The 17,821-nt window shown below is 74.5% G+C and carries 18 protein-coding genes; 11 read left to right on the plus strand and 7 right to left on the minus strand.

Annotated elements, in window-relative coordinates; translation table 11 throughout:
- Positions 1 to 65 precede the first annotated feature (65 nt).
- Complete coding sequence (locus ACPOLB_RS00405) at positions 66 to 479, plus strand: hypothetical protein (protein ID WP_425259298.1); 414 nt, start codon at positions 66 to 68, stop codon at positions 477 to 479.
- Here ACPOLB_RS00405 and ACPOLB_RS00410 read toward each other — a convergent pair.
- A complete protein-coding gene (locus tag ACPOLB_RS00410; protein WP_425259299.1) occupies positions 454 to 1,914 on the minus strand; it encodes a class II fumarate hydratase in 1,461 nt (486 codons plus the stop codon). The genes ACPOLB_RS00405 and ACPOLB_RS00410 overlap by 26 nt on opposite strands.
- Positions 1,915 to 2,336: 422 nt before the next feature.
- On the opposite strand from ACPOLB_RS00410, the gene ACPOLB_RS00415 reads away from it, so the two are divergent.
- Both ACPOLB_RS00415 and ACPOLB_RS00420 read left to right on the plus strand, forming a co-directional pair.
- Entirely contained in the window at positions 2,337 to 3,329 is a 993-nt protein-coding gene (locus tag ACPOLB_RS00415; protein ID WP_425259300.1) for a diacylglycerol/lipid kinase family protein, read from the plus strand.
- Positions 3,326 to 4,138, plus strand: a complete 813-nt coding sequence (locus ACPOLB_RS00420; RefSeq protein WP_425259301.1) for a metallophosphoesterase family protein — start codon at positions 3,326 to 3,328, stop codon at positions 4,136 to 4,138. Before ACPOLB_RS00415 ends, ACPOLB_RS00420 begins: the two co-directional genes overlap by 4 nt.
- A gap of 54 nt (positions 4,139 to 4,192) precedes the next feature.
- Here the strand turns inward: ACPOLB_RS00420 and ACPOLB_RS00425 are convergent, their stop codons facing one another.
- Positions 4,193 to 6,172 carry an AsmA family protein gene (locus ACPOLB_RS00425; protein ID WP_425259302.1) on the minus strand — a complete coding sequence of 660 codons (1,980 nt, stop codon included), beginning with the start codon at positions 6,170 to 6,172 and terminating at the stop codon, positions 4,193 to 4,195.
- Positions 6,173 to 6,315: 143 nt separating this feature from the next.
- Between ACPOLB_RS00425 and ACPOLB_RS00430 the strand changes: the two genes are divergently transcribed.
- The 4 genes from ACPOLB_RS00430 to ACPOLB_RS00445 are packed head-to-tail and all read left to right on the plus strand — an operon-like array spanning position 6,316 to position 9,683.
- A complete protein-coding gene (locus ACPOLB_RS00430) occupies positions 6,316 to 7,236 on the plus strand; it encodes an MlaE family ABC transporter permease (protein WP_425259303.1) in 921 nt (306 codons plus the stop codon).
- A 1-nt stretch (position 7,237) separates the two neighbouring features.
- The gene (locus ACPOLB_RS00435) at positions 7,238 to 8,044 is read left to right on the plus strand and encodes an ABC transporter ATP-binding protein (protein ID WP_425259304.1); all 807 of its coding nucleotides are present in this window, start codon (positions 7,238 to 7,240) and stop codon (positions 8,042 to 8,044) included.
- Between the two features lie 2 nt (positions 8,045 to 8,046).
- Complete coding sequence (locus ACPOLB_RS00440) at positions 8,047 to 8,985, plus strand: MlaD family protein (protein WP_425259305.1); 939 nt, start codon at positions 8,047 to 8,049, stop codon at positions 8,983 to 8,985.
- Positions 8,982 to 9,683 (plus strand): ABC-type transport auxiliary lipoprotein family protein, encoded by a 702-nt coding sequence (locus ACPOLB_RS00445; RefSeq protein WP_425259306.1) that lies wholly within the window; start codon positions 8,982 to 8,984, stop codon positions 9,681 to 9,683. The genes ACPOLB_RS00440 and ACPOLB_RS00445 overlap by 4 nt, the downstream gene beginning before the upstream one ends.
- Here ACPOLB_RS00445 and ACPOLB_RS00450 read toward each other — a convergent pair.
- The 4 genes from ACPOLB_RS00450 to ACPOLB_RS00465 all read right to left on the minus strand — a co-directional run bounded on the left by ACPOLB_RS00450 (position 9,599) and on the right by ACPOLB_RS00465 (position 14,654).
- Positions 9,599 to 10,573, minus strand: a complete 975-nt coding sequence (locus ACPOLB_RS00450; RefSeq protein ID WP_425259307.1) for a YihY/virulence factor BrkB family protein — start codon at positions 10,571 to 10,573, stop codon at positions 9,599 to 9,601. The genes ACPOLB_RS00445 and ACPOLB_RS00450 overlap by 85 nt on opposite strands.
- Positions 10,574 to 10,802: 229 nt before the next feature.
- On the minus strand, positions 10,803 to 12,086 hold the full coding sequence (locus ACPOLB_RS00455) for a phospholipase D-like domain-containing protein (RefSeq protein WP_425259308.1): 1,284 nt from the start codon (positions 12,084 to 12,086) through the stop codon (positions 10,803 to 10,805).
- Between the two features lie 81 nt (positions 12,087 to 12,167).
- Positions 12,168 to 13,520 carry a PQQ-dependent sugar dehydrogenase gene (locus ACPOLB_RS00460; protein WP_425259309.1) on the minus strand — a complete coding sequence of 451 codons (1,353 nt, stop codon included), beginning with the start codon at positions 13,518 to 13,520 and terminating at the stop codon, positions 12,168 to 12,170.
- 228 nt (positions 13,521 to 13,748) lie between these two features.
- The gene (locus tag ACPOLB_RS00465; RefSeq protein ID WP_425259310.1) at positions 13,749 to 14,654 is read right to left on the minus strand and encodes a LysR family transcriptional regulator; all 906 of its coding nucleotides are present in this window, start codon (positions 14,652 to 14,654) and stop codon (positions 13,749 to 13,751) included.
- Positions 14,655 to 14,785: 131 nt separating this feature from the next.
- On the opposite strand from ACPOLB_RS00465, the gene ACPOLB_RS00470 reads away from it, so the two are divergent.
- The 3 genes from ACPOLB_RS00470 to ACPOLB_RS00480 are packed head-to-tail and all read left to right on the plus strand — an operon-like array spanning position 14,786 to position 16,447.
- Positions 14,786 to 15,163 (plus strand): cupin domain-containing protein, encoded by a 378-nt coding sequence (locus tag ACPOLB_RS00470; RefSeq protein WP_425259311.1) that lies wholly within the window; start codon positions 14,786 to 14,788, stop codon positions 15,161 to 15,163.
- 40 nt (positions 15,164 to 15,203) lie between these two features.
- A complete protein-coding gene (locus tag ACPOLB_RS00475; protein ID WP_425259312.1) occupies positions 15,204 to 16,028 on the plus strand; it encodes an NAD(P)-binding protein in 825 nt (274 codons plus the stop codon).
- Complete coding sequence (locus ACPOLB_RS00480; protein WP_425259313.1) at positions 15,977 to 16,447, plus strand: hypothetical protein; 471 nt, start codon at positions 15,977 to 15,979, stop codon at positions 16,445 to 16,447. The genes ACPOLB_RS00475 and ACPOLB_RS00480 overlap by 52 nt, the downstream gene beginning before the upstream one ends.
- A 23-nt stretch (positions 16,448 to 16,470) precedes the next feature.
- On the opposite strand, the gene ACPOLB_RS00485 is transcribed toward ACPOLB_RS00480, so the two are convergent.
- Positions 16,471 to 16,974: a TlpA family protein disulfide reductase gene (locus ACPOLB_RS00485; protein WP_425261987.1), complete on the minus strand. Its 504-nt coding sequence runs from the start codon at positions 16,972 to 16,974 to the stop codon at positions 16,471 to 16,473.
- 160 nt (positions 16,975 to 17,134) lie between these two features.
- On the opposite strand from ACPOLB_RS00485, the gene ACPOLB_RS00490 reads away from it, so the two are divergent.
- A complete protein-coding gene (locus tag ACPOLB_RS00490) occupies positions 17,135 to 17,800 on the plus strand; it encodes a TetR/AcrR family transcriptional regulator (protein WP_425259314.1) in 666 nt (221 codons plus the stop codon).
- The last annotated feature ends 21 nt before the right edge of the window (positions 17,801 to 17,821 follow it).

Consider the following 17,821-nt stretch of genomic DNA (forward strand, 5'->3'; position numbering starts at 1 on the left):
TGCGCCAGCGTACAGACCACGCGCCGCCGCGCCCGCGACGATGGGGCCTCCGCACCGCAGCCGCCATGACCACCACCAGCCCCGCGCAAGACCCCGACACGTTGCCGACCTCGTTCGGCGTCTTCAAGCCGGTCGGCCACGTGATGGTGGGCCTGCCCACGCAGTCGGAGGCCGACGCCCTGGCGGTCGCGTTGCAGGCGGCGGGCTGGCCGCGGGCGGCGGTGCAGCCTTTCGTGCCGTCGGACAGTGCGGCCGAACTGCGGGCACTGGTCGACAACGCCGGCCCGCTGGCGGGCTTCGGCCACGAGATCACGCTGCTGCGGCGCTACCAGCAGCTGACCGCCGCGGGCTACCGCTGGCTGCTGGTGCGCGTCGAGGACAGCCGGCCCGCCGCGGCGGCCGCCGAGATCGCCAGCGCCTGCGGCGCCACGCTGGCGGTGCACTACCGCACGCTCACGGTGGAGGACCTGATCTCGTGAGCGCAGCGGCATTGCCGCCGCCGTCACCGGCGCGGGCGGCTCCGGGCTCGGCCATGCGTGCGAGGTCGACCCAGGCGTCGTAGTCGGCGGCGGCGACGCCACCGATGTCCAGCGCCGCCTGGCGCAGGTCCAGGCCGCGGGCATGGGCGTGGTGGGCGATCAGCGCGGCGCGGTCGTAGCCGATGTGCGGCACCAGCGCCGTCACCCCCAGCAGCGAGCGCGCCAGCAGCGCCCCGGCCCGGTCGGCATCGACCTCCAGGCCCTCGATGCAGTGGGCGCGGAAGCTCGCCATCGCGTCCGACAGCAGGCGCAGGCTGTCGAGCAGGTCGAAGGCGATCAGCGGCTTGCAGACGTTGAGCTCGAACTGCCCCTGCGCGGCGGCGATGCCGATGGCGACGTCGTGCCCCATCACCTGCGCGCAGACCATCGTCAGCGCCTCCACCTGCGTCGGGTTGACCTTGCCCGGCATCATCGAGCTGCCGGGCTCGTTGGCCGGCAGGCGAAGCTCGCCCAGTCCGGCGCGCGGCCCGCTGCCCATCAGCCGGATGTCGCTGCCGATCTTGTGCAGCGCCACCGCCAGCGTCCTCAGCGCCGCGTGCAGGCCCACCAGTGCCTCGTGGCCGGCCATCGCCGCGAACAGGTTGTCGGCGACCACGAACGGGGCGCCGAGCCGCTGCGCCAGCACCGCCGCGACGCGGGTGCCGAACGCGGGATGCGTGTTGAGCCCCGTGCCCACCGCGGTGCCGCCGATGGCCAGCCCGTGCACGTCGGGCAGCGCGCGGCGGATCGCGGCCTCGGCCAGCGCCAGCTGCGCCTCGTGGGCACCGAACTCCTGGCCGAAGGTGACCGGCGCTGCGTCCTGCAGGTGGGTGCGGCCGACCTTGAGCACGCCGCGAGTCGCCGCTGCCTGGCCGCGCAGCGCCGCGCGCAGCGCGGCCAGCTGCGCCAGCAGCGGGCGCGTGCGCAGCACCGCGGCGATGTGCATCGCGGTCGGGAACACGTCGTTCGACGACTGGCCCAGGTTCACCTCGTCGTTCGGGTGCACGCGGCGTGCGTCCGGCTGTGTGCCGGCAAGCGCCGCGGTGGCCAGATGGGCGATCACCTCGTTGACGTTCATGTGGCTCTGCGTGCCCGAGCCGGTCTGCCACAGCGACAGCGGAAACTGCGCATCCAGCGCACCGGCGGCGACGCGCGCGGCGGCATCGGCCACCGCCGCGGCGCGGGCCGGCTCCAGCAGGCCGAGCTCGGCGTGCACCTCGGCCGCGGCCCGCTTGACCTGCGCCAGCGCGTGCACGATGTCCAGCGGCATGCGCTGCTCGCCGATGGCGAAGTGGTGCAGGCTGCGCGCGGTCTGCGCGCCCCACAGCGCGTCGACCGGCACGTCGATGGGACCGAAGCTGTCGGTCTCGGTGCGGAACCCGGGCGGCGGCGTCATCGGGTTCTCGGGCTTGCCGGCCGCGACCGCGTGTGCGGGCCGATGGCGCACGCACCGGGGCGCGGCCACCGCGGCTGCCTGCCGGGCTCGAGCCTGCGCCTGGCCGCGTGCTCGCCTGCACATGCGGGGTCGTGCATGCGCACCTGCAAGCGCGTGCGCGGCTCGGTCCGCGACGGCGGGCCTGGGGTTTGTCCGGCGCGGATCCTGGTCATCGGGGCAGGGCAGGGGGATGCGGGCGGTGCGTGGCGGGCTCAGGTGCCAGTGTGCGGACCGCGCCGGCGGCGGATCTGTGCGCTGGCCCACGCTGCGCCCGCGGCGGTCCTGGAACCGGGCCGGCCGCTGCAGCCCCCCGCCGGGCAGGCCCATGTACCGCGGCGGCCCGGCGTGGCGCATCATCGGCCGATGGCTTGCGCGTGCCCTGCATGAACCCGACCGACCTGCCCGCCTCCGGGGCGCCGCCGTCGGGGCCGCCGCTGGTGGTGGTGTTCAACGTCGGCGCCGGCCACGGCCGGGCCGACGAGGTGCGCGCGACGCTGCGCACCGGCTGCGCCGCGGCGCAACGCACGCTGCACCTGGTGGAAGTGCAGGACCCGCGGCAGCTGGGCAGCATCGCGCGCCAGGCGGTCGCGCAGGCGCGGCAGTGCGGTGGCGTGGTGGTCGCCGCCGGCGGCGACGGCACGATCAACACCGTGGCCCAGGCCGCGCTGGGCAGTGGCTGCGCCTTCGGCGTGCTGCCGCAGGGCACCTTCAACTACTTCAGCCGCACGCACGGCATCCCGGCCGAGACCGCCGATGCACTGCAGGTGCTGCTGGCCGGCCACACGCAGCCGGCGCAGGTGGGGCTGGTCGGCGACCGCGTGTTCCTGGTCAACGCCAGCCTGGGCCTGTACCCGCAGCTGCTGGAGGAACGCGAGGACTGGAAGCGCCAGTTCGGCCGCAGCCGCCTGGTGGCCTTCGGCGCCGGCCTGGCCACGTTGCTGCGCGGCCACCGCAGCCTGCGCCTGCGCGTGCACAGCCAGGGTCAGGAACGCGAGCTGCGCACGCCGACGCTGTTCGTGGGCAACAACGCACTGCAGCTGCAGCAGCTGGGGCTGCCCGAGGCCGTGGCCGTCGAGGACGGGCACCTGGCCGCGATCGCGCTGCGCCCGGTGGGGCTGCTGCAGATGCTCGGCCTGTTGTGGCGCGGTGCCTTCGGTCGCCTGGGCGGCGCCGACGAGCTGATCCACATCGCCACGCGCCAGCTCACGGTGCGCCCGAGCCGCCGCCTGGGCACGCTGGGTGCCATGCGCATCAAGGTGGCCACCGACGGCGAGGTGGGCTGGATGCGGCTGCCGCTGCACTTCCGCGTCGCGCCGCAGGCGCTGGACCTGCTGCGGCCGCCGGCGCGGCAGGACACGGCCGCGGAGGCCGGATGACGCTGCTGCTGCAGGTCTCGGACCCGCATTTCGGCACCGAGCGCCCGGCCGTCGTCGACGCGCTGGTGCGGCTGGCGCTGGCGCTGCGGCCGCAGGTGCTGCTGCTGTCGGGCGACATCACCCAGCGCGCGACGCGGGCGCAGTTCGCCGCGGCGCAGGCCTTCGTGCAGCGGCTGCAGGTGCCGCGCTGCGTGGCGGTGCCGGGCAACCACGACATCCCGCTGTGGCAGCTGCCGCTGCGCCTGCTGCGGCCGTATGCGCGCTACAGCGCCGCCTTCGGCACCGACCTCGAGCCGAGCCTGGAGACCGACGACCTGCTGCTGCTGGCCGTGAACACCACGCGCTGGTGGCGGCACGAGGACGGCGAGGTCTCGGCCGCGCAGGTCGGGCGGGTCGCGCAGCGCCTGGCCCGGGCGCGGCCCGGACAGCGGCGTCTGGTGGTGGTGCACCAGCCGCTGGCGGTGACGCGGCCCGAGGACGGCAAGAACCGCCTGCACGGGCACGCCGCGGCGCTGCAGGCCTGGGGGGCGGCGGGCGTGGACCTGATCATCGGCGGCCACATCCACCTGCCTTTCGTGCTGCCGCTGGCCGGCGGCGGCTGGGCGGTGCAGGCCGGCACGGCCGTCAGCAGCCGCGTGCGCGCGGGCGCCGGCAACTCGGTGAACGTGATCCGCATCGAGGCCGCCGCCGCCGAACGTGCGGTGGTGGAACGCTGGGACCACGATCCGGACCGGCAGGCCTTCGTGCCGCGCGAGCGGCATGACCTGCTGGCGCCCGAGCGCAGCCCGGGCGGCGGCCGCGGCACCTGACCGCGCGGCGTGCCCGTCGGGCTGTGCGCGCCGGCGGCCCGCCGTGCCTGCGGCTCACCTGGGCGCCGAGGCCGCCGCGTCTGCCGGCGGCCGCCGCTGCACGGTCGCGGCGGTCTCCAGCGGCGCCCGTGCGTCCTGCACCAGCTGTGCGCAGGGGCTGTCGGCGCCCGGGCCGCCGTCGAACAGCGGCAGCAGGGCGAGCAGCGGGTTCACCAGGCCCAGTGCCAGCGCGCCCAGGCCGCGCGCCACCATCTGGCCGCTGTCCAGGCGCACCTCGGGCTGGCGGAACGGGCCGCGCAGGAACACCGGGCTGCGCAGCGCCACCAGGCTGGTGACCTTGGTGCGCGGCACGAAGCGCAGGTCCAGCGTCTCGTCGGCCAGGCTGATGCTGCCTGCGCCCAGCACCGTGCTGACGGCGGTGTCGAGCACCAGCACCCGCGGGCGCATCGTGCCGCGGGCGACGTCGAAGTCGGCCACCACGCAGTGCAGTGCCACCGTCTCGTCGCCGCTCAGGTTCAGGCGCAGGATCTCCAGCAGGTGCAGCCCGATCTGCTCCATCAGCAGGCGGCTGATCGCGCCGTCCTGCGCGACGAGGCGCACGCGACCATCGGCGCTGGCCAGCAGCCGGCCCACCGACGCGCCCTCGCCGCTGAGCGCGGCGTCGCCCTGCAGGCGGCCGATGCTGGCGCGCTGCAGGTCCACGGCGGGCAGCAGGCGCGCCAGCTGCACGTCGCGCAGCTGCAGCCCCAGCTGCCCGCGCAGCGGCTGGCTGCGGCCGTCCAGCACCACCTGCGCGCGCAGCTGGCCGCCGGCGAGCGAGAAGTCCAGCGGGTCCAGCGTCAGGCGGCGGTCCTGCAGGCGCAGGCGCAGCTGCAACCGGTCCAGCGGCAGCGCAGCCGGGCGCAGCAGAGTGGCTGCGGCGAGTGTCACGTCGGCGTCGAGGCTGCCCCAGCGCGCGGTGTCGAAGGGCAGCTCGGGCAGCACCGGACGGGCCGACGCAGGCGCGGCCGCAGGCGTGGGCGTGGCACCCACGGCGGGGCCCAGGTCGGCGAGGTCCAGGCGCCGCGAGGTCAGCGCGCCCGTCAGCAGCGGGCGCGGCCCGTCCGTGGCGACCTGCAGTGCGCCGGCGACGTCGCTGTGGCCCACCTGTCCCCGGAAGGGCGCGAGCAACCAGTTGGCACCCACCCGCTGCAGCCGGCCCTGCACGCGGTAGGCCGGAGTCGGCGGCAGCGCCACTCCGACCAGCGGGTACAACAGCGCCAGGTCGGGCCCGCGCAGGTCCAGCTGCAGGTCCGCGGCGCTCCAGCGCAGCAGGCTGGTCACCGTGCCCTCGGCCTGCAGCTGCGTGGCGCCGATGCTGCCGGCGACCTGCAGCGGGTAGGGCCGGGTGCCGTCGCGCCAGGCCAGCACGCCGCCGCCGCTGCCGGCGACCTGCAGATCCAGGCCGCGAAAGCGCCCGTGCGCCTGGAAGACCAGCGGCCGCGCGGGCGCCGCCCCCGGGTCGACGGTGGACAGCGCGACCTGCAGCGCCGTGCGCTGCACCGGGTCGAGAAACTGCACCTCGGCACGGTCCAGCCGCACCACGCCGACGTCGACGCGGGCGGTGTCGTCGCTCTGCGCCGGATCGAAGAGCCAGGTCCTGCGTGGCTGGCCGTCCGCGCCCACGCCCTGTTCCAGGAACAGCCGGGGGCGCAGCAGCGTCACCTCGGGCAGGGCGAGGCGGCCGCGCAGCAGCTCGCGCAGGTCGATGCTGGCTTCCAGTGCGTCGGCCTGCAGCAGCTGCGGCGCGCTGGCCCAGGCCGGGTTGGCCAGGCGCACACGCTCCGCCCGCACCCGGGGCAGCGGCCAGGCCGCGGCCAGGCGCAGGTCGCCGTCGATCTGCAGAAGGCGGCCCGTCTTCCGCAGCACCAGGTCCTGCAACGGGCCACGTGCCCAGTTCCAGCCGAGCACGGCCAGCAGCAGCGCCGGCAGCAGCAGCATGACGGTCAGGCCGGCCAGCACGCGGGCCGTCCGCTTCAGAGCCAAGGCGCGCATCGGCATGCACCGGGTTGTAGTCGCCGGGCGGCCCCGGCGTCGGTGCGCCTGCGCACAGCCGCGTCCGTCTGCGATGGTGCGGCAACGGACAGACACGCGGCGCCGGCCCGCCCAGCATCGGCTGCTGCATTGCACCGTCACGGATGTCCACGACCGCGCCCCCGCCCCCCCACGCCGCCGCCGGCGCGCCCGGCCGCGACGACCGCGCCCGGCGCCTGACGGATGCGCTGCGTGCCGCCCCGCGTCCGCCGCTGCTGCAGGCGCCGCGCCACGGCCTGCTGGACCGCACCGGTCGCAGCACGCTGGCCGCGGTCGCGCAGGTGCTGGCCTTCGTGGCGTTCGTCGGCGACGTGGCGGTGGCGGGCGCGGGCCTGCTGCGCCGGCCGCGCGGCTGGCGCTGGCGCGTGCTGCTGCGCGAGATCGAGCTCGGCGGCTTCGACGCCTTGCCGATCGTGGGCGTCACCGCCTTCCTGCTGGGCGTGGTCGTGGCCTACCAGGGCGCCGACCAGCTGCGGCACTACGGCGCCAACATCTTCGTCGTCGAGCTGGTGGGCTACGCGATGCTGCGCGAGTTCGCCCCGCTCATCAGCGCCATCATCATCGCCGGGCGCTCGGGCTCGGCGTTCGCCGCGCAGCTGGGCACCATGGTGGTGGGTGAGGAGATCGACGCGCTGCAGACACTGGGCATCCACCCGCTGCAGCGCCTGGTGTGGCCCAAGCTGATGGCGATGGCGCTGGCACTGCCGCTGCTGACGGTGTTCGCCGACATCGCGGGCGTGCTCGGCGGCATGGTGATGGCGCGCTCGCAGCTGGGCATCGGCTTCGCCGAGTTCACCGACCGCTTCGGCCGCGTGATGCAGGGCTCGGCGCTGCTGCTGGGCGTGGGCAAGGCGCTGGTGTTCGCGCAGATCATCGTGCTGGTGGGCTGCTTCCAGGGGCTGCGCACGGCCGGCGGCGCCGACAGCGTGGGCCGGCAGACCACCGCGGCCGTGGTGCAGGCCATCTTCCTCGTCATCGCGGCCGACGCGCTGTTCTCGGTGGCCTTCAACCTGCTGGACCTGTGACGTGGACACCGCGACCGCCCGCCCCGCCTGCCACGCACGCGCCGCTGTGCCCGACGCCGTGGTCGAGCTGCGGGGCATCGCCACCCGCTTCGGCACGCGCAGCGTGCACGAGAACCTGGACCTGACCGTGCGGCGGGGCGAGATCCTGGGCCTGGCCGGCGGCAGCGGCGCCGGCAAGTCGGTGCTGCTGCGCGTGATGATCCTGCTGCAGCGGCCCAGCGCCGGCAGCGTGCGCCTGTTCGGGCACGACGTGCAGGCGCTCGACCCCGACGCGCTGCTGGCGTTGCGCCAGCGCTGGGGCGTGATGTTCCAGCGCGGTGGCCTCTTCAGCTCGCTCACGGTGCGCCAGAACGTGGGCCTGCCGCTGCGGGAGCACAGCGGGCTGGACGACGCGCTGGTCGACGAGATCGCCGAGTGGAAGCTCGCCCAGACCGGCCTGCCGCCCGATGCCGGCCTGAAGCTGCCCGGCGCACTGAGCGGCGGCATGCTCAAGCGCGCGGCGCTGGCGCGCGCGATCGCGCTCGACCCCGAGTTGCTGTTCCTGGACGAACCCACCTCGGGCCTGGACCCGGCCAGCGCCGCCGGCGTCGACACGCTGATCCAGGCCACGCAGGCGGCCAGCGGCGCCACGGTGCTGATCGTCAGCCACGACCTCGACCTGCTGTGGCGCGTGTGCCACCGCGTGGCCGTGCTCGGCGAGGGCCGCGTGCTGGCGCTGGGCACGATGGCCGAGCTGTCCGGCCACCCGCACCCCACCGTGGCGGCCTACTTCGCGCCGCGGCCCGGTGTCCCGACCGGCAGCGCCTGAGCATGGACGACAAGACCAACACCACCCTGGTCGGCGCCTTCGTGCTGGGGCTCGGCGCGGCGCTGGTGGCCGGCGTGCTGTGGCTGGCCGCCGGGCTGGGCGGGCAGCCGGCGATGGACGGCTACCAGGCAGTGATCCGGGAATCGGTGGCCGGGCTGAACGTCGACGCGCCGGTGAAGTACCTGGGCGTCGACGTCGGCAAGGTCAGCGCCATCGGCATCGACCCCGGCAACCCGCAGCAGGTGCGGCTGCGGTTCCTGATCGCACGCGGCACGCCGATCCAGCAGGACAGCGAGGCGGTGCTGAAGACCCAGGGCCTGACGGGCATCGCCTACGTGGAGCTCAGCGGCGGCAGCGCCAGCGCGCCGCCGCTGCGGCCCGGCCCCGACGGGGCCGCGCCCACGATCCCGTTCAAGCTGTCGCTGGGCGCGCGGCTGGAGAACGTGCTGAGCAACGTGCTGGCCAACGTCGACCGTGTCTCCAACAACCTCAACGCGGTGTTCGACGCCGACAACCAGCGTGCGCTGAAGTCGACGCTGGCCGACGTCGCGGCGCTCGCCCAGGCGCTGTCGGCCCAGAAGGCGGCGCTGGGCGCGGGTGTGGCCGATGCCGCACGCACCGCACGGCGGGCCGCTGCCGCCGCCGAGCAACTGGGCCCGACGCTGGACCGCATCGGCGACAGCGCCCAGGCCGTGGAGGCGATGGCCGACGTGGCACGCAAGGCCAGCGCCAGCGGAGGCGCCGCGGCCGAGGCGGCCCGTGCCAGCGTGCAGCAGCTGAACGGCGAGACGCTGCCCGAGCTGGCGCGGCTCATGGCCGAGCTGGCGACGCTGTCGGCGTCGCTGCGGCGCCTGAGCGAGCAGACCGCCCGGAACCCCAGCAGCCTGCTGCTGGGCGCGCCGGCACCACCCCCCGGGCCAGGAGAGGGCACGCCGCCATGAACCGATCGGTCTTCCCGCCCGGCAGGCGCGGCGTGCTGCTGGGCGCCGCGTTGCTGGGCGCGGGCTGCACCGGCAGCCTGCTGCCCCGGCCCGCGGTGGCGCCGCTGCGCTACACGCTGGGCGAACCGGCGGACGGCGGCGGCGCTGCGGCCGCCCACGCCGCGCGGCGCCCGGGCGCCGCCGTCCTGCTGGTGGCGTCGCCCACGGCGGCGCCCGGGCACGACAGCCGGCGCATGGTCTACCTGCGCCAGCCGCAGGCGCTGCAGGCCTACGCCCGCGCCGAGTGGGTGGACACGCCGGCGCGGCTGCTGGCGCCGCTGCTGGTGCGTGCGCTGCAGAACACCGGCGCCTTCGCGGCGGTGCTGCAGGCGCCGTCCGCCGCGGGCGCCGCATTGCGCCTGGACACCGAACTGCTGCTGCTGCAGCACGAGCACACGCGCACGCCCAGCACGCTGCATCTGGCGCTGCGCGCGGTGCTGATCGACACCACCACGCGCCAGGTGCTGGGCACGCGCGGCTTCGACGCCCGCGTGCCCGCCGCCAGCGACGACGCCGCCGGGGGCGTGACCGCCGCGGCCACGGCCGTGCGCCAGGTGCTTGCCGCGCTGGCGGCCTACGTGGCCGACTTGGCCGACGTGGCGGGCGCGGCTGGGGGAGCTGCCTCCGGGACCGGGGCGACGACCCGGCGCGAGCCGTGACGCTGGGCGAACATCCAGGTCACCTCGGCGCCGTACAGGAACACCTGGGCCGAGGCATACACCCACACCAGCAGGCCGACGATGGCGCTGGCGGCGCCGAAGCCGGCGGTCAGGCCGCTGCGGGTGAGCAGCCACGCGATCAGTGACTTGCCCAGCGTGAAGAGCACGGCCGTGATCAGGCTGCCCAGCATCACGTCGGCCCAGCCGATGCGCGCGCGCGGCATGCCCTTGTAGATTGCGGCGAACAGCAGGGTCGTCAGCACGAAGCCGAGCACGTGGTTGGCGGCATCCAGCAGCACCAGGCTGCCGCCGAAGGCCGGCGCCCACCAGCGCCCCCAGGCGGCCAGTGCGGCGCTGGCCGCCAGCGACACCATCAGCAGGAAGCCGACGCCGAGCACGAGGCCGAACGACAGCAGCCGCGCGCGCAGCAGCTGCCACAGGCCGCCGCCGCGCCGCGGCGTGTCGACGCGCCAGATGTGGTCCAGCGCGTCCTGCAGTTCGGCGAACACCGTGGTCGCGCCGACCACGAGAAGCACCACGCCCACCACCGTGCCCAGCGTCGATTGGCCGCTGCGGCGCACGTTGTCCAGCAGCGCCGCGATGGCCACGGCACCGTCGGTCCCCAGCAGCAGGCGCATCTGCTCCAGGATCTCGCCGCGTGCGGCGTCGATGCCGAACACCGCGCCGGCCACCGAGATGGCGATCAGCAGCAGCGGCGCCAGCGAGAACAGCGTGTAGTAGGCCAGCGCCGCCCCCATGCTGGGCGCGCGGTCGTTCACCCAGGCCACCGCGGCGGCGCGCAGCAGCGACCCCAGGGCGCGCAGGTTGGGACCCAGCGGGCCGGGGTCGGCAGGGATGGCGGGGTCCGGACTCGGTGCGCGCTGCGCCATCGGGCTGCTCCTTCGGTGGCCCTCGGGCCTGCGGACCACCTGCCGTGGGGCCTGGCGCCTGCCGCCCGACGCCGCGCCCCGGTGCAGGCGGGGTGGTCAGCGCGCGCCACTGCGCCTGATCCAAGGCGTCGGGCAGGCGCCGGACATCGGGTCCGGTGCGGAAGTGGCGATCCTGGCTGCGGGGGCCGCTGCAGTCTGTGCGGAACCGAACCGGCGGCCGGCCAGCGGTTCAGAGCTGCGGTCCCAGCCAGGAGGCCAGCCGTTCCCCGACCCGCTCGCGCAGCGGCCGCGCGAGCCACTGCGCATGCGTGACCCGGTGCGCGCGCGCCAGGTCGGCCTCGAAGGTGGCGGTCTGCCGCTGCGCGAAGGCGGTGTCGACGACGTTCAGCGTCGCCTCGTCGTTGAGCCGGAACGACCGGTTGTCGAAGTTCGTGGAGCCCACCGAGACCAGCCTGCCGTCGACGATCAGCACCTTGCAGTGGTACATCGTCGGGCCGTACTCCGCGATCACGGCGCCCGCCGCCAGCAGCGGGCCCCAGGTGGCCCGCGAGGCCTGGCGCACGGTCTCGCTGTCGATGTGCGCGCCCGGCACCACGATGCGCAGGCGGACGCCCCGCCGCATCGCCGCGAGCAGGGCGCGCAGCGTCAGCGCGTCGGGCACGAAGTACGAAGCGGAAAGGTCGATGGACCGGGACGCCGCGGTCACGGCCAGCAGGTACATCAGCTGCATGCTCTCGCTGCCGCCGCTCGGCGAACTGCTGAACATCTGGGCCATCACCGGCCCGGCCGGGGCCAGCACCGGAAAGTAGTCGGGACCGTGCAGCACCTGCCCGGTGACCTTGATCCAGTTGTCGATGAACACCGACTGCATCTGCGCCACCACGGGCCCTTCGACCTGGAAGTGCGTGTCGCGCCAGTGCGCGGGGTCCTGCGCGTGGCCGGTCCATTGCGGTGCCACGCCGACCCCCCCGGTGAAGCCGACCCGGCCGTCGACGACCAGCAGCTTGCGGTGGGTGCGGTTGTTCAGCCGGCCCAGGTGGGACCAGTGCGGCGGATGGAACTGGCGGACCTGGACTCCCGCGTCCGACAGCGTGGAGATCAGGCGGGGATCCATCTTGGCGCTGCCCACCCAGTCGAGCAGCACCTGCACCTTCACGCCCTGTCGTGCGCGCTCGGCGAGCGCAGCCGCGAACGCCTCGCCGATGTCACCGGCCCAGTAGATGTAGGTCTCGAAGTTGATCGACACCCGGGCGGACCGGATGGCCGCCAGCATCGGCGGGAAGATCTGGTCGCCGTTCAGCAGCGCCTGCACGCGCGCTCCGCCCAGGAACGGCGGCCCGAGCAGGACACCCAGCTCGTGCACGAAGCGGGGATCGTCCAGCGCGTACAGCCGCTCGATGCGGCGCTCGATCTTCGTTTCGCCGCCCAGCAGGTTGGACGCCAGCACGCCGGCGATCAAGGCCAGGCCGACGATGCCGCCGCCCCACAGGATCCGCCCGGGCCAGCGCTTCATCGGTGCCGCGCCCGGTCGGCCGGTGGCCGCATGGCGGCGCGCCGGTGGTGCGCAGCGGCAGGGTCGTGGTGCATGGCGTCCTCAGGGGGCGGCGGCGACGCGCCAGACCACGTTGCCGACGTCGTCGGCGACCAGCAGCGCGCCGCGGCTGTCGACGGCCACGCCCACGGGTCGACCCATGGCCTCGCCGGCGTCCGTCAGGAAGCCGCCCAGCACTTCCTCCACCGGTGCGCCGGTCGGCCTGTTGTGGCGGAAGGGCACGAAGACGACCCGGTATCCGCTGCGGGGCCGGCGGTTCCAAGAGCCGTGCTGGCCGATGAACATGCCGTCGGCGAACGCCGCGGGCCACCGGCCTCCTTCGGAGCGCGCCAGCCCGAGCGGGGCGGTGTGCGGGCCGAGCGCGTAGTCGGGCACCAGCGCGGTGGCCACCAGCGCGGGCTTCGACTGCGGCACGCGCGGATCCAGGTTCCGGCCGTAGTAGCTGTAGGGCCAGCCATAGAAGCCGCTGTCCTGGACCGACGTCAGGTAGTCGGGGACGAGGTCGCTGCCCAGCTCATCGCGCTCGTTCACCACGGTCCACAGCGTCTGGCCGGCTTCGTCCCACGCCATGCCCACCGGGTTGCGCAGCCCCGTCGCAAAGACGCGGTGGGGGCCGCCATCGAGCGGCACCTGCCAGATGCTGGCGCGGTCCTGTTCCGCGGCCATGCCGCGTTCGCCGATGTTGCTGTTGGAGCCGATGCTGACGTACAGGTGCTTGCCGTCCGGGCTGGCGAGCAGGTTCTTCGTCCAGTGGTGGTTGATCGGGCCACCGGGCAGGTCGAGCAGCCGGGTGCCAGGCGCGGTGATGACGCTGTCGCCGGGCTGGTAGGGAAACGCGAGCACGGCGTCTGCCGTGGCGACGAACAGGCGCGCGCCGACCAGCGCCATGCCGAAGGGCGAGTGCAGGCCCGAGAGCAGCACCGAGCGCGTCTCGGCGACGCCGTCGCCGTCGGCGTCGCGCAGCAGGCTGATGCGGTCGGCGCTGGGCGTGCCGGCGCCGGCGCGCCGCATCACCAGACCCATCACGAGGTCCTTGATCCCCCCGCCGGCGCCGGGCCGGGCCGGTGCGTTGGTCTCCGCCACCAGCACGTCGCCGTTCGGCAGCACCAGCAGCCAGCGCGGGTGGTCGAGTCCCCTGGCGAAGGCCCCGACCTGCAGGCCGGCGGCCGCACGCGGCATCGAGCCGGCGGGCCAGCCGACGGCCGGCGCGATGTGCACCGTGGGCAGCAGCGGCGAGGCCGGTGCCGGCAGTGCAGGGCGCGGCCCGCTGCCCTGTGCCACCGACAAGGTGGCGGTCTCCCCGCAGCCCAGCAGCGCAGCGGCGAGCAGCGCCCAGGCTGCCAGGCGCGCCTGCCGCCGGAACGTGAGAAGCCCGATCGGGCGAAGGCTGTCCATGGCGAAGGTCCCCGGCTGCGAGCGCCGCGGGAGGACGCCTCCCGCTGCCGTCGCATCGTGGTCCCGGGCCCGGGGACCGTCTGTGCGGTACGGAACCCAACCGGGTCCGGCGCCGGCCCGGGGAGGGCGCTGCGCGGGAGCGAGCAGCCCGCGGCGCGCCGGTCGGTGCGCCGGATGGTGCGCCGGGTGGTGCGCCAGGTGGTGCGCCAGTTGGTGCCAGCGCCGGCGCTAGCGGCCGCCCGTGCGGCGGTTGCGCAGCGCGTCCAGCACCTCGATCGCCGCGCGCACGCGCGAGGGCACCAAGCGGCTGGAGGGGTAGACGAGGTGGATGGGCATGCTCTCGGGCCGGACGGTGGGCAGCAGTTCCACCAGCGCGCCGCGCGCCAGGTCGTCCTCGACCAGCATGTCGGGCAACTGGCAGATGCCCAGCCCCAGCTTGGCGGCCTGCACGAGGCCCTCGGTCTCGCTGATGCGCACGTGCGCCCTGGGCGTCATCTCCACCGGCGTGCCGCGCTGCCGGAACTGCCAGGGACGGTCCCGCCCGCTGGACGGCAGGCGGAAGACCACGGCCCGGTGCGCGGCCAGGTCTTCCAGGCGCCGCGGCGCGGGGTGTGCCTTCAGGTAGGCGGGGCTGGCCACCAGCACCAGGGCCTGCTGGTCCACGCGCCTGGCCACCAGCGTGGAGTCCTGCAGGGGGCCGATGCGCACGGCCAGGTCCACTCCGTCGCGCACCAGGTCCACGCGGGCGTCAGTCAGGCGCAGGTCCAGGCGCAGCTCGGGGTGGCGCATCGCCAGGCGCTGCAGCAGCGGCATCACGAAGCAGCGCCCGTAGTACACCGGCATGTCGATGCGCAGGGTGCCGCTGGGCTCGGCGCGGGTGCCGGCGGCCTCGGCCCGCAGGTCGTCCACCTCGGCCAGCACACGCTGGCAACGCTGGAACAGGCGCTCGCCGTCGGGCGTGAGCGTGACCAGCCGCGTGGTGCGGTGGAACAGCTTGACACCGAGCGAGGCCTCCAGCCGCGCCACCGCCTTGGCCAGCGTGGACGGGGCCACCCCTTGTTCGCGTGCGGCAGCGGCGAAGCCGCCGTGCTTGGCGGTCTCGGCAAAGGCGATCAGTTGCTGCAGGCCTTGCACGGGTCGATTTCCATTAACGACAGAGTGTCGGCAATGTTACGGCACTGTGCAGTCTTCTCGATGCAATCCTGCGTGGCGACACTGCCGTCCAGGCAGCGGGCGGTCCGTCTGCCACCTCAACGGAGCACCGCATGCACGTCATCGAACAACAACGTCCCCAGGCCACGCCCATTCCCGGCGTGGAGCACGCCACCTGGGCCGGCCGCGCCGACGGCCTCAGCCAGCTGTCGCTGTGGCGCCAGACCCTGGCGCCGAGCGCAGCCACGCCGCCGCACGGCCACGATTGCGACGAGGTGGTGCTGTGCATCGCGGGCGAGGGCGAGGTCCACAGCGAAGGGCGCGTGCAGCGCTTCGGTGCCGACACCACCGTGGTGCTGCCGCGCGGCCGGCTGCACCAGATCTTCAACGTCGGGTCCGTGCCTCTGGAGATCCTGGGCATCTTCGCCGCCACGCCGGTGGCCACGCAACTGCCGGACGGGCAGGCGCTCGAGCTTCCCTGGCGGTCATGAACCGCCCCCGGTGGCGGACCGGTGCGACGCAGACCCTGGGGTGACTGTGCGCGACCGCGCGGGATGCGGCCTCTACACTGCCTCGCAGCCGTCGAAGGCGCTCGAGGACGCCATGCGCCAAGCGGACACCGACAACCTCATCATCGGCGCCGGTGCCACCGGCCTGGCGTTCGCCGACACCCTGCTCAGCGAGACCGGTGCGCACATCACGCTGGTCGATCGCCATGGCAAGCCGGGCGGCCACTGGAACGACGCCCACGCATTCGTCACGCTGCACCAGCCTTCGTCCTTCTACGGCGTGGCGTCGATGGAGCTGGGCAGCGGGCTCAAGGACGCCGTCGGGCTGAACCGCGGCATGGCCGAGCTGGCGAGCGGGCCCGAGGTCAGCGGCTACTTCGACCGGGTCATGAACCACCGGCTGCTCGCCAGCGGCCGGGTGCGCTACCACCCGCTGAGCAACTACCTGGGCGAGATCGACGGCCTCAGTGCGTTCGAGTCCCTGCCGTCGGGAGAACGCACGCAGGTCCGGGTGCGCCGCAAGATCGTCGATGCCACGTTCTTCAGCCCGTCGGTGCCGTCCACGCACACGCCGGCCTTCGCGGTCGGCGAGGGGGTGCGCCCGGTCGCCCCGAACGCGCCTGGGTCGTCAACCGCCTGGGCACGCAGAACGGTCCGGAGTGCTTCCAGGCGGCGATCGGCGGCCAGGCCGACCAGATGCAGGCCTTCGCCGAGGCCCGCTCGATCGACGACTTGTACCAGCGGCTCGAGGCCTGCGGCGCGCCGCTGCGCATCGACCGCGGCCGCACCCCGACGATGTTCCACCTGGCGACGCTGTCGGAGGCCGAGGTCGAGGTGCTGCGCCTGATCCGCGATGTCGTGCGGCTGGGCCGGGTCACGGCGATCCATGCCGGCGGCATGCAGCTGGAGCAGGGTCGCGTGGCCGTCGAGCCTGGCGCGCTGTACATCGACTGGACTGCGTCGGCCGTGCACTTCAGGCCGCCTTCCCCGGTGTTCCAGGACCGCAGGATCGTCGTGCAGCTGCTGCGCGCGCCGCTGGTCTCCTTCAGTGCCGCACTCACGGCCCATGTCGAGGCACACCATGACGACGAGGCGCACAAGAACCTGCTGTGCAGGCCGGTGCCGTTCCCGCGCACCACGGCCGACTACGTGCGCACGATGGCGGTCAACACGGGCAACCAGTTCCCGTGGGCCCGGGACCCGGCGCTGCGCCAGTGGATCCGCCATTGCCGGCTCGATGCGTTCGGCCGCCTGACCGCCGGCTGAGGCGGCCTGCGGAGCGCCGCGTGTCAGTTGAGCACCAGCTCGGCGATCTCGTCCCACAGCGCCGGGGGCCACCGACCCCGCACCGTCTTCACCACCTGCCCCGCGCGATCGACGACCACCGTCGTCGCCTGCCGTGCCGCGTGCTCACCGAACGTGTCGCCGTGCGCAGGGTCGCGTCGCCAGACGATCCGCATCTGCGGATCGGGCGCGACGACACGGTCCAGCACCTTCTCGTAGGCCTGCAGCCCGGCCAGTGTGCGATCCTGGTTGACCGCGACGATCTCGAACGGCCGCGTGCGCCAGCCCGAGAGGTTGCGGCGCAGTTCCGGCAGCAGGTCCAGGCACACCGCGCAGTCGGTGGACCAGAAGAACACCAGGACCACCTTGCCCCGCAGCTGGGCCAGGTCGACCACCGAACCTTGCGTCGTGCGTCCGACCAGGGCCGCCGCCTCCGGCACGGTCTGGGACTGCGCCAGCGGTGCCCAGCACAGCAGTCCCACGGCCCAACAAGCGATCCGGTGCCACATCTCCACGCTCCCGCGTCCAGAAAGCCTGTCCGCCCGGGTGAGAGTCGCGCGAAGCCGGGCGTCCTTACGCCCGGAGGCCCGCGCAGCACCGTGCGGTGCAGCCGCCGCCGCGGGCGTGCGCCATGCTACCGTTTCGGCGGTACCTGAATCCGACCCACCGATGGCGACAACGCAGCGCGATGCACCGCTCGATCTGAAGGAAGCCTGCGTGCTGGCGGCGCGCGAGGTCATCGCCGAACTGGGCGTCGAGCAGCTCAGCCTGCGCGAGGTGGCCCGCAAGCTCGGGGTGTCGCACCAGGCGCCGTACCGCCACTACCCCAGCCGCGATCACCTGCTGGCCGAGGTGATGCGGCGCTGCTTCGAGAGCTTTGCGCGCGCGCTGGACGACCGCGAGCGCTTCGACGCGCCGATGGACGACCTCGGGTCGCTCGGCCGGCGCTACCTGGGGTACGCGGCCGCGCATCCGCTCGAATACCGGCTGATGTTCGGCACGCCCTGGCCGGAGCCGGCGGCGCACCCGGCGCTCGCCCGCGAAGCGGCGCATGCCTTCGACGTGCTGCGGGGTGTGCTGCGCCGGTCCGGCGGCGACTCGGCGACGGCGCGTGCCCAGGTCGACCTGCATGCGATGTTCGTCTGGTCGACGATGCACGGCTTCGCCAGCATCACGCAGGCCAGCGTGATGGACTGCCTGGCGGTGGCCCCGAAGGTCGCGGCGCAGGCGCCCGCGCACGTGATGCGGATGATCGAGGCGGCCCTGCGCGGCGCCGCCAGCGCGCCTGCGGTCAGGGCGCCGGCGCCCGCAGCACGGCGTCGACCGCGCGGCTGACGTCCGACGGGGCCCGCGCGG

Origin of the sequence: Rubrivivax soli, assembly GCF_049810355.1 — a bacterium.
Lineage (GTDB): Bacteria > Pseudomonadota > Gammaproteobacteria > Burkholderiales > Burkholderiaceae_C > Rubrivivax.